Source organism: Saccharopolyspora sp. NPDC050389 (genome assembly GCF_040655595.1).
Lineage (GTDB): Bacteria > Actinomycetota > Actinomycetes > Mycobacteriales > Pseudonocardiaceae > Saccharopolyspora.
Map to the genome: position 1 here is coordinate 59,448 of NZ_JBFAKG010000053.1, position 14,279 is coordinate 73,726.

Annotated in this window: 13 protein-coding genes and 1 pseudogene; 8 read left to right on the plus strand and 6 right to left on the minus strand. The window is 70.0% G+C overall.

Annotated elements, in window-relative coordinates:
- Positions 1-96: 96 nt before the first annotated feature.
- Positions 97-1,293, plus strand: a complete 1,197-nt coding sequence (locus AB0I53_RS30175; protein WP_358610286.1) for an MFS transporter — start codon at positions 97-99, stop codon at positions 1,291-1,293.
- Here AB0I53_RS30175 and AB0I53_RS30180 read toward each other — a convergent pair.
- The 5 genes from AB0I53_RS30180 to mptB form a co-directional block, all read right to left on the minus strand.
- Positions 1,283-2,245, minus strand: a complete 963-nt coding sequence (locus AB0I53_RS30180; protein ID WP_358610288.1) for a COX15/CtaA family protein — start codon at positions 2,243-2,245, stop codon at positions 1,283-1,285. The two genes, AB0I53_RS30175 and AB0I53_RS30180, sit on opposite strands and share 11 nt — an antisense overlap.
- 70 nt (positions 2,246-2,315) lie before the next feature.
- The gene (locus AB0I53_RS30185; RefSeq protein WP_358610290.1) at positions 2,316-3,167 is read right to left on the minus strand and encodes a hypothetical protein; all 852 of its coding nucleotides are present in this window, start codon (positions 3,165-3,167) and stop codon (positions 2,316-2,318) included.
- A gap of 137 nt (positions 3,168-3,304) precedes the next feature.
- Positions 3,305-4,021 (minus strand): ABC transporter permease, encoded by a 717-nt coding sequence (locus AB0I53_RS30190; RefSeq protein WP_358610321.1) that lies wholly within the window; start codon positions 4,019-4,021, stop codon positions 3,305-3,307.
- An 89-nt stretch (positions 4,022-4,110) separates the two neighbouring features.
- On the minus strand, positions 4,111-5,046 hold the full coding sequence (locus AB0I53_RS30195) for an ABC transporter ATP-binding protein (protein WP_358610292.1): 936 nt from the start codon (positions 5,044-5,046) through the stop codon (positions 4,111-4,113).
- An 11-nt stretch (positions 5,047-5,057) separates the two neighbouring features.
- Positions 5,058-6,614 (minus strand): polyprenol phosphomannose-dependent alpha 1,6 mannosyltransferase MptB, encoded by a 1,557-nt coding sequence (gene mptB / locus AB0I53_RS30200; protein ID WP_358610294.1) that lies wholly within the window; start codon positions 6,612-6,614, stop codon positions 5,058-5,060.
- Between the two features lie 118 nt (positions 6,615-6,732).
- Between mptB and AB0I53_RS30205 the strand changes: the two genes are divergently transcribed.
- The 7 genes from AB0I53_RS30205 to AB0I53_RS30235 all read left to right on the plus strand — a co-directional run bounded on the left by AB0I53_RS30205 (position 6,733) and on the right by AB0I53_RS30235 (position 13,310).
- Positions 6,733-7,521: a metalloregulator ArsR/SmtB family transcription factor gene (locus AB0I53_RS30205; protein WP_358610296.1), complete on the plus strand. Its 789-nt coding sequence runs from the start codon at positions 6,733-6,735 to the stop codon at positions 7,519-7,521.
- The gene (gene sufB, locus AB0I53_RS30210; protein ID WP_358610298.1) at positions 7,518-8,981 is read left to right on the plus strand and encodes a Fe-S cluster assembly protein SufB; all 1,464 of its coding nucleotides are present in this window, start codon (positions 7,518-7,520) and stop codon (positions 8,979-8,981) included. Before AB0I53_RS30205 ends, sufB begins: the two co-directional genes overlap by 4 nt.
- A 1-nt stretch (position 8,982) precedes the next feature.
- The gene (sufD, locus tag AB0I53_RS30215; protein ID WP_358610300.1) at positions 8,983-10,182 is read left to right on the plus strand and encodes a Fe-S cluster assembly protein SufD; all 1,200 of its coding nucleotides are present in this window, start codon (positions 8,983-8,985) and stop codon (positions 10,180-10,182) included.
- A 41-nt stretch (positions 10,183-10,223) separates the two neighbouring features.
- The gene (gene sufC / locus AB0I53_RS30220; protein WP_358610303.1) at positions 10,224-10,997 is read left to right on the plus strand and encodes a Fe-S cluster assembly ATPase SufC; all 774 of its coding nucleotides are present in this window, start codon (positions 10,224-10,226) and stop codon (positions 10,995-10,997) included.
- Complete coding sequence (locus AB0I53_RS30225; protein ID WP_358610306.1) at positions 10,994-12,283, plus strand: cysteine desulfurase; 1,290 nt, start codon at positions 10,994-10,996, stop codon at positions 12,281-12,283. The genes sufC and AB0I53_RS30225 overlap by 4 nt, the downstream gene beginning before the upstream one ends.
- Before the next feature lie 24 nt (positions 12,284-12,307).
- Positions 12,308-12,763 (plus strand): Fe-S cluster assembly sulfur transfer protein SufU, encoded by a 456-nt coding sequence (sufU, locus tag AB0I53_RS30230; protein ID WP_358610309.1) that lies wholly within the window; start codon positions 12,308-12,310, stop codon positions 12,761-12,763.
- Between the two features lie 136 nt (positions 12,764-12,899).
- A complete protein-coding gene (locus AB0I53_RS30235) occupies positions 12,900-13,310 on the plus strand; it encodes a metal-sulfur cluster assembly factor (protein WP_358610312.1) in 411 nt (136 codons plus the stop codon).
- 55 nt (positions 13,311-13,365) lie between these two features.
- On the opposite strand, the pseudogene AB0I53_RS30240 reads toward AB0I53_RS30235, so the two are convergent.
- Positions 13,366-14,279, minus strand: a pseudogene (locus AB0I53_RS30240) (hypothetical protein); the annotation flags it as partial.

The window sequence follows — 14,279 nt, forward strand, 5'->3', positions numbered from 1 at the left end:
CGCCGGCGAAGAACGTTCGCGGCTTGCGGCCTTGACGCCGGCATGTCCTCGCGGCATCCTCGTGAACGTTCACGTGAACGTTCACGGGAGGCTGCGTTGAGCAATGCGAAGGACGCCGCGCCGAGGTTGTTCAGCGGCGTGGGAATCGCCGGGGCGTTCGCGGGTTTCGTCCTGATCGGTGCGCTCCAGGCGCTTTACGGCCCCGCGATCCCGGCGGTGCGCGCCGCGCACGGAGTTTCGCCGGCCGTGGCCGGGCTGGCGCTGAGCGCCCACTTCGTCGGCGGCCTGATCGGCGTGATGGCGTTCCACCTGGCCGGCGGCCGGGTCGGCAACCGCGTCCTCCTCGGCTGGTCCTACGTGGCGATGGCGGTGGGCGCCGCCGTGTTCGCGGCGGCGCCGCAGTGGCCGGTCGCGCTCCTGGGCGCGTTCGTCGCCGGGCTCGGGTACGGCGCGATCGACTACGGGCTCAACTACCTGTTCGCGATCGGGTTCGGCGCGCGCAGCCCGGCCATGCTGAACCTGCTCAACGCGTTCTTCGGGGTCGGGTCGATCCTCGCCCCGGCGGTGCTGGCGCAGCTGGGCCCGGACGGCTATACCCGGGTCTTCTTCGTCTTCGCGCTCGCGTCGGCCGCGGTCGTGGTGCTGGTCCGCGGCGTGCGCGAGCAGCGGGGCGGGAGCGGCCCGACCGCGGCCGTGGACCGGGGCGCGCACCTGCGCAGCCGCAGCATCGCCATCACCGGCGCGTTCATCGTTCTGTACGTGCTCAACATGGGCGTCGAGTCCGGGGCCGGCGGGTGGGAGCCGACGCACCTGACGTCCGTCGGCTACACCGTCGGCGCGGCGACGACCGCCACCGCCGTGTACTGGCTCATGATGACGGTCGGCCGATTCCTCGTGGCGCCGCTGACGCTCCGCTGGTCGGAGCAGAGCATCCTCACCGGGAGCTGCGTGGGCATGGCGGTCTGCCTCGCGCTGGCGGTCGTCCCGCCGCTCGCCCCGTTCGCCTACGCCGGTCTCGGCCTGTTCATCGCGCCGGTCTTCCCGACCGGCCTGCCGTGGCTGCACCGGCTGGTGCCCGATGCGCGTCGTGCCGGGGCGTACGTGATCGCGGCTTCGATGCTGGGCGGCGTCGCGTTCCCGCCCTTGCTCGGCATCGGCATCGAACTCGCCTCCGCCACGTCGGTTCCGATCGTCCTGTTCGGACTCAACGCCCTGTGCCTGGTGGCGATCTGGTGGGTGCTGCGCCGGTCCCGCTCGACGGCCGGCACGCAGGAGACCGTCGTCAGGCGGTGACGGATTCCTTGGCGGTGGCCTCGGTCGCCGGCTGCGGCAGCGGGCCGCGGTAGCGGGACTCGCCCCAGAGCATGGCGGTCACGACGATCACCAGCGTCGCCGCCAGCACGTGCAGCACGACCATCGGTTCGGGCACGCCGAGGTAGTACTGCACGGAGCCGATCCCGCCCTGCACCAGGACGAGCACGCACGCCGCGCCGTAGGTCTTCAGCAGGGCCTTGGTCGGGCGGGCGCTGCGCAGCCACACGCCGAAGATCGCGAGCAGCAGCACGTACGCCATCACCGCCAGGCCGTGGGCCTGGACCAGCGGGTACACCGGGATCCCGAGCCGCGGGGTGTCGGGGTCGCCGGCGTGCGGGCCGGCGGCGGTGACCAGGGTGCCGAGGATCAGCACCGCCGCGGTGACCACCACGAGGACGGCCAGCAGCTTGCGCATCGCCGGCGGCACCACGCCGACCGGCGGGCGGTCACCTTCGGTGGTCGCCTTGACCAGGATCGCGGCCAGCCAGATGAGCACCGCCGATGCCATGAAGTGCATCGACACGCTCCACCAGGCGAGGTTGACGCGCACCGTCATGCCGCCGATGATCGCCTGCGCGATCACGCCCAGCGGCATGGTCAGCGCCAGCCGGACCAGCCGCTTCCGGTAGGGCAGGCAGCGCCACGCGGCGAGGAAACAGGCCAGCGCGACGAATCCGATCACGCCGGTCAGTGTCCGGTTGCCGAACTCGATCACCTGGTGCAGCATCGCGACCTCGGGGTGCGCGATGGGCACCATGCTGCCCGGGAAGCACTCCGGCCAGGTCGGGCAGCCGAGCCCGGAACCGGTGACCCGGACGATCACGCCGGTCACCGAGATCAGCGCCTGCATCACCAGCACGGCGATGGCCAGCGCGCGCACGACGCGCGGCGATGGGCGGGAGATCCGGGAAGTCAGAGAGGCCGTTGGCACGACCTCGATGGTATGACGCCGCCGGGACTCGCCCGCCCGCAGGGGCTTGACAACGCGGGGCCGCTGATTTTCAGCGCGTGCGGCGGAGTCCTCGCGGCATCGCGCCGGCCTCGGCCAACGCCTTGCTGAGCTGTCCGCCGTTGCTGATCAGTGCGTCCGTCTTGGCCTCGCCGAGCGCGGACCAGGGGGCCATAGACATCGCGTCGGTCGCGGTCTCGATCTCCTCGCGCAGCGCGTAACCGGCCTCGGTGATCTCGCGGTTGGTGCCGACGAGGCCGCGCTCGTGCAGGTCCTCGAAGGCGCGGTCCCACTGCTCGTCGGACCAGGCGCGGAGCTTCTTCGCCGCATCCCCGTTGAAGCCGCCCGGCACGGTGCTGTGCAGCGCGAGCGCCTGGATGCCGCTCATGTCGCCCTGCTGCAGCGCGGCGATGTGCGCGTCGCCGCGGAACTCGCGCAGCAGGGTGATCGCGTGCCAGAGCTTGAGGTGCGGCTCGTCGGGCCAGTCCAGGTCGGCGTGCCCGGCGTACAGCGGTTTGCCGTCCGGGGTGCAGGCCTGCGCGGCGTCGCGGGCCAGCTCGGCGGTTTCGGCGACGGAGTCGGAGGCGATGGTGTCCTCGCCGAGCAACCGGCGCAGCGCCGCGTCGGCGGCCTTGAGCCGGGCGGCGAGCACGGCCTCCGGCGCGGCGATCGACCAGGCCCGGGGGATCACGGGGGCGACGGATTCGGGGTTGAAGTTGTAGAACGTCGCCGCGACGACGCCGGCGCCGACGGGGCCCATCGCGGCGGACCGGCCGGCGTAGTAGGACATCAAGCCGCGTTCGAGGCCGAGCTCGGCGAAGCCGTCGGCGGCCTCGGGGGCGAAGTAGATCATGGCGTGGATGAGTTCCAGGGACTGCTTCGCTTGCCGCGCGATCTTGGTCATGCGCGCATCGTAGAACGCCGTTCCAGTATTTGTCTGCCCTCGCGCGGCTTCGGCCGGCTCCGGGCCCGTGTGTACTTTGTGCTGCTATAGCAACAGAAAGTACACACGGCCACCTACCTGCGGGAACGGTGCGCGGATCAGGTCAGGCGGGTGGTACGAATCGCGAGGGCGCCGCACACCGCGCCCCACGCCACGAGCACCGCGACCGGCTGCACGCCCGGGAGGGCGCCGTTGACCAGCGTCGCGTCGAGGGCTTCCGCGAGAGCGCCGGAGGGCAGGTATCCGGCGACCGCGCCGACCGGGCCAGGCAGGTCGCTCGCGGGCAGTGCCAGGCCGCCGGCGAGCAGCAGCACGAACCAGATCGCGTTGGCCAGCGCCAGCACGATCTCGGCCCGCAACGCGCCGCCGACCAGCACCCCGGCCGCGCCGAAGGCGAGCGTGCCCAGCACCAGCAGCGGAATCGCCGGCAGCAGCCCGGAAAGCGCCGGTGCCCAGCCCAGCAGAACCGCGGCGACGCTCAGCACGACCGCCTGCAGCGCGACGACCAGCAGGGTCGCCAGGACGCGCCCGGACACCAGCGTCCAACGCGGCAGCGCCGTCGCGGAGAGTCGCTTGAGCACGCCGTAGCGGCGGTCGAAACCGAGCGCGATGGCCTGGCCGGTGAACGCCGTGGACATCACCGCCAGCGCCAGGATCCGCGGCATCACCGAGTTCACCCGCGGCTCCGGCAGATCGCCGATGTGCAGCGCGCTCAGCCCGATCAGCAGCGCCAGCGGGATGATCAGCGTCAGCAGCGCCTGCTCGCCGTGCCGAATGATCAGCAGCGCCTCGATCTTGGTCTGCGCGGCCAGCATCCGGCCCGCGCGGCCCCGGCCGGGCTTCGGCGCGAACGTGCCCGCCGGGAACTGGGCGCCGAGCTGGGCAGGCGCGTTGGTCTCGGCGTTCACGATCGCAGCTCCCGTCCGGTCAGTTCGAGGAACACGTCCTCCAGGCTGCGGCGGCTGACCCGGAGTTCCTGCGCGAGCACGCCGTGCTGCGCGCACCACGCGGTCACCGTCGACACCACCTGCGGGTCGACCACGCCGCGCACCACGTAGTCGCCGGGACGCAGCTCGGTGGCCTCGCAGCCCTCCGGCAGCGCCGCCAGCAGCAGCTTCAGGTCGAGCCCGGTCTGCGAGCGGAAGCGGAGTTCCTGCCTGCCGTCCGCGGGCTCGGTGAGTTCCTCGGCGGTGCCCTCGGCTACCGCACGACCGTGGTCCACGATCAGCACCCGGTCGGCCAGCGCCTCCGCCTCGTCCATCAGGTGGGTCGTCAGCAGCACGCTCACGCCGTCCCGGCGCAGCGCGCCCACCAGATCCCAGACCAGGCGCCGAGCCTGCGGGTCCAGGCCGGCGGTGGGCTCGTCGAGGAACACCAGCTCGGGGCGGCCGACCAGGGCGCACGCCAGCGACAGGCGCTGCTGCTGACCGCCGGAGAGCCGCTTGTAGGGCGTGCGGCGGGCGCCGTCGAGGCCGAGCACGTCCAGCAGCCACGCCGGGTCCAGCGGGTCGGCGGCGCAGGCGGCGACCAGGTGCAGCATCTCGTCGGCGCGCACGCCCGGGTAGGCGCCGCCGCCCTGCGGCATCACGCCGATCCGCGGCCGCAACGCCTCGGACTGGGTGCGCGGGTCGAGCCCGAGCACGCGCACTTCGCCGTCGTCCGGGCGCTGGAAGCCCTCGCAGATCTCGACGGTGGTGGTCTTGCCCGCGCCGTTGGGGCCGAGCAGCGCCAGGACGCTGCCGCGCGGCAAGCACAGGTCGAGTCCGGCAACGGCGACGGTGTCGCCGAAGCGCTTCTTCAGCCCCCGCAACCGGACGGCCGGGCTGTCGGCGTTGCTCACGACATCCAAGCCTATTGCGTGACCGGCCGAACACCGCCGCGGGTCGGCAGCAGGTCCGGCACCTTGCCGCGCACCAGCCAGAGCGTGACGGCGAAGGCGATCGCCGCGGCGATCACGGCGAACGGGATTTGGTAGGCGCGCAGCACGAATCCCGCACCGGTCGGCGGCACCAGCAGCGAGACCGCGGCGCAGATCGCGGTCGCGGTGATCCGGAACCGGTTGCTGTTGGTGGACAGCGCCAGCGGCACCACCGACCACAGCAGGTACCAGGGCCACAGGACCGGCACGGCCAGCGCGAGGGTGAGGAACGTGATGCCCATCGCCGTCAGTGGTTCGATGCGGCCGCGGAAGGACAGCCACAGCATCCGCAGGCACATCGCACCGACGATCAAGTAGCCGATGATCTTGGTGATGACCAGCATCGCGTCGGTCTGGTTGCCCAGTCCGAGCAGCGTGCTCAGGCCGCCGCCGGTCATCCCGAACGCGGTCAGCGGCGCCATGAACGTCTTGACCCGGTTGGGCACGTCGAAGGTGTCGATCCAGCCGAGGCCCCAGCCGCTGGCCAGCGTGATCACCGTCATGGTGGCCAGGAACACCGCGGACAGCAGCGCCGCGACCCGCACCAGGTCGCGGAACCGGCCGCCGCGACGCAGCACCAGGTAGATGCCGAAGAAGCCGAGCGCGATCCAGCCCGGCGGTTTGATCGCCCCGGCGACGCTCAGCAGCACGCCGGCGGCGATGGTGCCCGGCACGGTCTGGTAGCGCAGGCCCAGCTCGATGGCGGCGAGCATGATGCCGACCATCAGCGCCTCGTTGTGCATGCCGCTGACCACGTGGAACAGCACGATCGGGTTGGCCGCGCCGAGCCACAGGGCGGCGGCCGGGTGCACCCCGCAGCGGCGGGCCAGCCTCGGGATCGCCCAGATCGCCAGCGCCAGCCCGCACAACATCACCACGCGCCACACCAGCACCCCGAACACCACGTTGTCGCCGACGATCCGGGAGATCACCTGGCCGAACATCAGGAACAGCGGCCCGTAGGGCGACGGGGTGTCGCGCCAGATGTTGGGCACGTTGGCGGTGAACGGGTGGTCCACGCCCAGCGCGGCGGCGGAGCCCAGCACGTACGGGTTGAAGCCGCGCGCGGCCACCTCGCTCTGCGCCAGGTAGCTGTACATGTCGGTGCTGAACAGCGGCGGGGCCAGTGCCAGCGGCAGCGCCCACATCGCCAGCGTGCGGGCGAGCTGGGTGACCGACAGCATCCGGGCGCGGCCCGGCCAGCAGAGCTTGCCCAGCCACAGCCAGGCGATGACGATCATCAGCATGCCCAGCCAGCAGCTGGCCATCGCCACGGTCGGGATGCGGACGGGCAGGCCGATCAGGCGGGCCCCGGACAGCGGGTTGTCCACCGGGGCGGCGCCGGCGCCGATCGCGCCGACCGCGAGCACCAGCGACCCGGTGGTGCCGAACCGGCGCACGACGTCGAGCTGACGCCGCTCGGTGCGGTCCAGGGGCTGCTGCGCCGCGGGATCCGCCGTCGCTGTGTCTTTCGATTCGACTGCCGCCACGACGACGAAGCGTAACCGCGTGAGTCAGCTCACGCGGTGACCCCGGGCTCTGGTGCCTCGCGAGGAAATAGGTAACATTCGTGTTGTGAAAAACGTCGGGACGTCATCGCCTGCCGGCGTGGCCACCGTAGAGGGCCACTCGGCCCAGCACGGTGCGACCGCGCACGGCGACGGGCGCACCCGGCACACGGTTGCGCGGTTGCTGCTGGAACGGGGGCCGATCACCGCTGCCGCGGTGGCCGACGAACTCGGGCTGAGCCCCACCGCGGTGCGCCGGCACCTCGACGTGCTGGTCGCCGAGGGCGAGGTTTACACCCGGGAAGCCTCCTCGAGAGGCCGTCGAGGTCGCGGCCGACCCGCGAAGCTGTTCCTGCTCACCGAGGTGGGCCGGGCGCGGTTCGGGCACGCCTACGACGACCTGGCGGTGGCTGCGTTGCGGTTCATCGCCGAACACGAGGGGGAGCAGGCGGTTCGCGAGTTCGCCGACCGGCGGATGGCCGCACTGGTGGCCAACCATCGGGAGGTGCTGGCGGCCGCGGCCGGCCCGGCCGAGCGTGCGGAGGTCCTTGCCGACGCGCTCACCAGGGAGGGCTACGCTGCCTCGACGCGAAGCGTCGCCAGCGGCGAGCAGCTCTGCCAACACCACTGCCCGGTGGCGCACGTCGCTGCGGACTTCCCGCAGCTGTGCGAGGCCGAGACGGCGGCGTTCGCCGAAGTGCTCGGCACCCATGTGCAGCGGCTGGCCACCATCGCGAACGGTGACGCGGCCTGCACCACGCACGTACCAACCGCGCGGTTCGCGGATCCGGGTGGCGACACCCCTGGCTCCGCCAAGACACCTGCCGGCTCGCTCCCGAAGGGCCAGCAGATCACCGCCCCGATTCCTGATGGAGGGGAGTCCGTATGACTGCCGCTGCGGAGCAGCGCACACCCACCACGCCGTCCGAAGGCAATGGCCAGCTCAGCCAGGACGAGATCCTGGCCAGCGTTGGTAGCTACGAGTACGGCTGGGCCGACTCGGACGCCGCCGGTGCCGGTGCCCGCCGTGGTCTCGACGAGGGCGTCGTCCGCGACATCTCGGCCAAGAAGGACGAGGCCGAGTGGATGCTGGAGGCCCGGCTGAAGGCGCTGCGGTTGTTCGACCGCAAGCCGATGCCGAACTGGGGCGCCGACCTCTCCGGGATCGACTTCGACAACATCAAGTACTTCGTCCGCTCCACCGAGAAGCAGGCCCAGACCTGGGAGGACCTGCCCGAGGACATCAAGAACACCTACGACAAGCTGGGCATCCCGGAGGCGGAGAAGCAGCGCCTCGTCGCGGGTGTGGCCGCCCAGTACGAGTCGGAGGTCGTCTACCACAAGATCCGCGAGGACCTTGAGGAGCAGGGCGTCATCTTCCTGGACACCGACACCGGCCTCAAGGAACACCCGGAGCTGTTCAAGGAGTACTTCGGCTCGGTCATCCCGGCCGGCGACAACAAGTTCTCCGCGCTGAACACCGCGGTGTGGTCGGGTGGCTCGTTCATCTACGTGCCGCCGGGCGTGCACGTGGACATCCCGCTGCAGGCCTACTTCCGGATCAACACCGAGAACATGGGCCAGTTCGAGCGGACCCTGATCATCGTCGACGAGGGCGCCTACGTGCACTACGTCGAGGGCTGCACGGCGCCGATCTACTCCAGCGACTCGCTGCACTCCGCGGTCGTGGAGATCATCGTCAAGAAGGGCGGCCGCTGCCGCTACACGACGATCCAGAACTGGTCGACGAACGTCTACAACCTGGTCACCAAGCGCGCCAAGGCCGAAGAGGGCGCCACCATGGAGTGGGTCGACGGCAACCTCGGCTCCAAGGTGACCATGAAGTACCCGTCGGTGTTCCTGATGGGCGAGCACGCCAAGGGCGAGGTGCTCTCGGTGGCGTTCGCCGGCGAGGGCCAGCACCAGGACGCGGGCGCGAAGATGGAGCACCTGGCGCCGCACACCTCCTCGACGATCGTGTCGAAGTCGATCGCCCGGGGCGGCGGCCGCACCTCCTACCGCGGCCTGGTCAAGGTCGCGAAGCGGGCGCGCCACTCGTCGTCCAACGTCAAGTGCGACGCGCTGCTGGTGGACACCATCAGCCGCTCCGACACCTACCCGTACGTGGACGTCCGGACCGACGACGTGTCGATGGGCCACGAGGCGACCGTGTCCAAGGTCAGCGACGACCAGCTGTTCTACCTGATGCAGCGGGGCCTGACCGAGGACGAGGCGATGGCGGTGATCGTGCGCGGCTTCGTCGAGCCGATCGCCCGCGAGTTGCCGATGGAATACGCACTGGAACTGAACCGCCTGATCGAGCTGCAGATGGAAGGGGCCGTCGGCTGAGATGAGCACCACCAAGACGGACTCGCAGCCCTCGGCTGCCCAAAACGGCCTCACCGAGCACTCGCACGGTGGCGGCTCGGGCATCCCGCAGTCCTCCCGCGGGGCGCGCTTCACGTCCTACGACGTCGAGGCCTTCGAGGTGCCCGGCGGCCGCGAGGAGGACTGGCGCTTCACGCCGATGAAGCGCCTCAAGGGCCTGCACGACGGCACCGCCACCGCCACCGGCAACATCAAGGTCGAGGTGGTCGGCGACGGCGCGACCGTGGAGACCGTGGGCCGCGACGACGCGCGGATCGGCAACGGCGGCATCCCGTCCGACCGCATCGCCGCGCAGGCCTGGAGCTCGTTCACCGAGGCCACCATCGTGACGGTCCCGAAGGACACCAAGCCCGAGGGCCCGATCACCATCACGGTGCACGGCCCGGGCGAGGGCCAGGTGGCCTTCGGGCACCTGCAGGTCCGCGCCGAGCAGTTCGCCGAGGCCGTCGTGGTGATCGACTACCGCGGCTCCGGCACGCTGGGCGACAACGTCGAGTTCGTCGCCGGCGACGGCGCGCAGCTGCGCGTGGTGTCGGTGCACGACTGGGCCGACGACGCCACCCAGGTCAGCTCCGAGCACGCCTACCTGGGCCGCGACGCGGTGTTCCGGCACCTCGCCGTCACGCTCGGCGGCGACCTGGTGCGGGTCAACACGACCATCACCTACGGCGACAAGGGCGGCGACGCCGAGCTGCTCGGCCTGTACTTCGCCGACGCCGGCCAGCACCTGGAGCACCGGATGCTGGTGGACCACGCGGTGCCGAACTGCCGCAGCAACGTGATGTACAAGGGCGCGCTGCAGGGCGACGCGGCGCATTCGGTGTGGATCGGCGACGTGCTGATCCGGGCCGCGGCCGAGGGCACGGACACCTACGAGCTCAACCGCAACCTGGTGCTGACCGAGGGTGCGCGGGCCGACTCGGTGCCGAACCTGGAGATCGAGACGGGCGAGATCGAGGGCGCCGGGCACGCCAGCGCCACCGGCCGCTTCGACGACGAGCAGCTGTTCTACCTGCAGGCCCGGGGCATCCCGCAGGACCAGGCCCGGCGCCTGGTGGTGCGCGGCTTCTTCGGCGAGCTGCTGCAGAAGATCACGGTGCCCGAGGTCCGGGAGCGGCTCGAAGCGGCCATCGAGGCCGAACTCGCCGTCGTCGGCGCCTGACCCGCAAGCTTTTCTTACACACCAGGAGAACGAAGAAGAACATGGCCACCCTGGAGATCAAGGACCTGCACGGCTCGGTCCTCACCGAGGACGGCGCCAAGCCGATCCTCAACGGCGTCAACCTGACCGTCCGCTCGGGCGAGATCCACGCGATCATGGGCCCGAACGGCTCCGGCAAGTCGACGCTGGCCTACGCCATCGCCGGGCACCCGAAGTACCGGATCGACTCTGGCACGGTGCTGCTGGACGGCGAGGACGTGCTGGAGATGAGCGTCGACGAGCGGGCCCGCGCCGGCCTGTTCCTCGCGATGCAGTACCCGGTCGAGGTGCCGGGCGTGTCGATGTCGAACTTCCTGCGCACCGCCGCGACCGCGGTCCGCGGCGAGGCGCCGCAGATCCGCAAGTGGGTCAAGGAAGTCAAGCAGGCCATGTCGGACCTGGACATCGACCCGTCGTTCGCCGAGCGCAGCGTCAACGAGGGCTTCTCCGGTGGTGAGAAGAAGCGCCACGAGATCCTGCAGCTGGACCTGCTGGACCCGAAGTTCGCGATCCTCGACGAGACCGACTCCGGCCTCGACGTCGACGCGCTGCGGGTGGTTTCCGAGGGCGTCAACAAGTACCACGGCAAGGGCAGCAAGGGTGTTCTGCTGATCACCCACTACACCCGGATCCTCAAGCACATCACCCCGGACTACGTGCACGTCTTCGCCGACGGCAAGGTCGTCGAGTCCGGCGGTGCCGAGCTCGCCGACGAGCTGGAGGAGAAGGGCTACGTGCGTTTCACCGGCAAGAAGGAGGCGGCAGCCCAGTCATGACCGTTGAGCCTCCTCGCACGGGCGCGCCGCTGGACGTGGCGGCCATCCGCGCGGACTTCCCGATCCTGGGTCGCACGATCCGCGACGGGCAACGCCTGGTGTACCTGGACTCCGGGGCGACCTCGCAACGGCCGCGCCAGGTGCTCGATGCGGAGCGCGCCTTCCTGGAGCACTCCAACGCGGCTGTGCACCGCGGCGCGCACCAGCTTGCCGAGGAGGCCACGGACGCGTACGAGAGTGCCCGGGACCGGATCGCCGGCTTCGTCGGCGTTGACGCCGACGAGGTGGTGTTCGCCAAGAACGCCACCGAGGGCATCAACCTCGTCGCCTACGCCATGAGCAACGCCGCCACGTCCGGGGCGGAGGCCGAGCGCTTCCGCCTCGGACCGGGCGACGAGGTCGTGGTGACCGAGATGGAGCACCACGCGAACCTGGTGCCGTGGCAGCAGTTGTGCGAGCGCACCGGCGCCACGCTGCGCTGGTTCGGCGTCACCGACGAGGGACGCCTCGACCTGTCCGATGTGGACGGTGTGATCACCGAGCGCACAAAGGTGGTCGCCTTCACCCACCAGTCCAACGTGCTGGGCACGGTGAACCCGACCGAGCAGATCGTCTCCCGGGCGCACCAGGTCGGTGCGCTGGTGGTGCTGGACGCCTGCCAGTCGGTGCCGCACAAGCCGGTGGACTTCAAGGCGCTGGGCGCGGACTTCGCGGTGTTCTCCGGGCACAAGATGCTCGGCCCCTCCGGGGTCGGCGTGCTCTACGGGCGCCGCGAGCTGCTGGCCGCGATGCCGCCGTTCATCAGCGGCGGCTCGATGATCGAGCTGGTCCACATGGAGCGCTCCACGTTCGCCGCGCCGCCGCAGCGGTTCGAGGCGGGCGTGCCGATGACCTCCCAGGCCGTCGGGCTGGGCGCGGCCGTCGACTACCTCACGGCGATCGGCATGGACCGCATCGCCGAGCACGAGCAGCAGCTCACCGAGCTCGCGCTGCGTGAACTGTCGGCGATCGACGGCGTGCGCATCATCGGGCCTACCAACACCGAGCACCGCGGCGCTACCGTGTCGTTCGTGATCGACGGCGTGCACCCGCACGACGCCGGTCAGGTGCTGGACGATAAGGGCGTCGAGGTCCGCGTCGGCCACCACTGCGCATGGCCGCTGCATCGCCGGATGGGAATTCCGGCGACCGTGCGGGCGTCCTTCTACCTGTACAACGAACTGGACGAGGTCAAGGCGTTGGTGGACGCGGTGCGCGAGGCGCAGCGCTTCTTCGGGGTGGCTTGATCGGGGACTGCCGGAGAACTCTTCATGCAGCTTGAGCAGATGTACCAGGAGATCATCCTGGACCACTACCGCAAACCGCACCGGCACGGCCTGCGGGAACCGTTCGACGCCGAGTCGTTCCAGGTGAACCCCACCTGCGGTGACGAGGTCACGCTCCGGGTGCGGCTGAACGGCACGGACGCCGACGCGATCGTCGACGACGTGTCCTACGCGGGGCAGGGCTGTTCGATCAGCCAGGCCTCCGTGTCGGTGCTCACCGACCTGGTGGTCGGCAGGCCGCTGCGGGAGGCGCTGACCACCGAGGCCGCGTTCAGCGAGCTGATGCACGGCCGCGGCAAGATCGAGCCGGACGAGGACGTGCTGGAAGACGGCGTCGCGTTCGCGGGCGTGGCGAAGTACCCGATGCGCGTGAAGTGCGCGCTGCTGGGTTGGATGGCTTTCAAAGACGCGGTGTCGCGTGTCGTCGTGGAGGCGTCATGAGCGGCCCTGTTTCAACCCGAGTCCTCCTCAACCGCACCTCAGGGGAACGTGACGCAAACCAGCCACGAGAAACTGCGAAACGCGAGATTGAGCCGGGCGCAACCACAACTGTGAAACGCGGAGAGGCGGAACTGGCATGAGCGAGCAAGCCCCGGTGCAGCAGGAAGCTGACGTGGCCCGCAGCGCCGAGGCGCTGCCCGAGCAGGCCGCGCCGGCCGCCGAGGTGGCCGCGCTGGAAGACGTCGAGGAGGCCATGCGCGACGTCGTCGACCCCGAGCTGGGGATCAACGTCGTCGACCTCGGCCTGGTCTACGACATCCGGGTCGAGCAGGACAACACGGCGACCGTGGACATGACGTTGACCTCGGCGGCCTGCCCGCTGACCGACGTCATCGAGGACCAGGCGCGCGCCGCGCTGACCACCGGCCCGGGCGGCGGCCTGGTCAACGACTTCCGCATCAACTGGGTGTGGATGCCGCCGTGGGGCCCGGAGAAGATCACCGAGGAAGGTCGCGAACAGCTGCGCGCCCTCGGATTCACCGTCTGACCCCGGTTCCACAACGATCGTGAGTGCGTAACCGGCCTCCAGGTCGGTTACGCACTCACGACGCCCAGAGCGGGGCGTCGTGAGTGGCACCCTGGTCGAGCAGCAGCTTCCGGTGGGTCCAGGCTAAGTGGAGGGCTGCTGCCGCTCCAGGGGACAGCCTCTTGGACTCTCGGAGCCTGGTCAGTGTGTTCTCTTCGAATGGGAAGGCCCGTGCTGGCACCGAGCCTTCCGAGTTGGCCTCGACGGCCTTTGTGAAGACTTCGTCGTAGGTGTCCGGCGCGATGACGGCAACAGTGAGGATGTCTCCGGCCAAGGTGAGCGCATCGAGCGTGACACCCAGACAGAACACGCGAATACGGCCATCTCGAACCGCGTTGTCCAATGCGGTGAACGGTTCCAGTTCGTGGTATCGGATCGGTCTGCCGGAGCCATCGTATTCGCCATGGTTCAGGAGTTCTTCGGCATACTCGCGCTGAATATTGCGCCAGATCGAGAAGTCCGCCGTGATGGCTGCCGGTATGACCGACGAGGGTTGGAAGATTCCCGCAGGAAGCAGGTGCACCATTCCGCCACCGCCTGCGACGCGGGCGGAGTCGCGTTGGTGAAGAACGACGCTGGGACACTCTCCGCCCCGGATGGTAAGGGTGCCGATCGCGCCCATCAGCGGGCGGCGGCTGAAGTCGAACGGATCCGCGATCAGCTTGCGGAACGCCAGCCGTCGCTGGGATGCGCGAGGCAGGACGGTTTCACCGTCGCTGTCGATGGCCAGGTGGTGAGCGGCGAATTCATGGGCAAGTGTCTCATTGGTATCCATTGCGTCGAAGAAGCTCATCTGCCCGAAGCGCATGTGAGGCTTGGTCCAATCGAGCCCGACTAACGACCTCGTGCATAGTTGGCGATCTTGACTGAGATGATCTTCGTGTGGGTCGTGCTGGGGTGTTGTCGAGTCGTCGGGTGACAGGGTTATCC

Coding starts and splice junctions, on each gene's coding strand:
- AB0I53_RS30185 (WP_358610290.1), bottom strand. CDS start 3,167: ATGACCAAGATCGCGCGGCAAGCGAAGCAGTCCCTGGAACTCATCCAC.
- AB0I53_RS30190 (WP_358610321.1), bottom strand. CDS start 4,021: ATGCTGGCCGCGCAGACCAAGATCGAGGCGCTGCTGATCATTCGGCAC.
- sufB (WP_358610298.1), top strand. CDS start 7,518: ATGACTGCCGCTGCGGAGCAGCGCACACCCACCACGCCGTCCGAAGGC.
- sufD (WP_358610300.1), top strand. CDS start 8,983: ATGAGCACCACCAAGACGGACTCGCAGCCCTCGGCTGCCCAAAACGGC.
- sufC (WP_358610303.1), top strand. CDS start 10,224: ATGGCCACCCTGGAGATCAAGGACCTGCACGGCTCGGTCCTCACCGAG.
- AB0I53_RS30225 (WP_358610306.1), top strand. CDS start 10,994: ATGACCGTTGAGCCTCCTCGCACGGGCGCGCCGCTGGACGTGGCGGCC.
- sufU (WP_358610309.1), top strand. CDS start 12,308: ATGCAGCTTGAGCAGATGTACCAGGAGATCATCCTGGACCACTACCGC.
- AB0I53_RS30235 (WP_358610312.1), top strand. CDS start 12,900: ATGAGCGAGCAAGCCCCGGTGCAGCAGGAAGCTGACGTGGCCCGCAGC.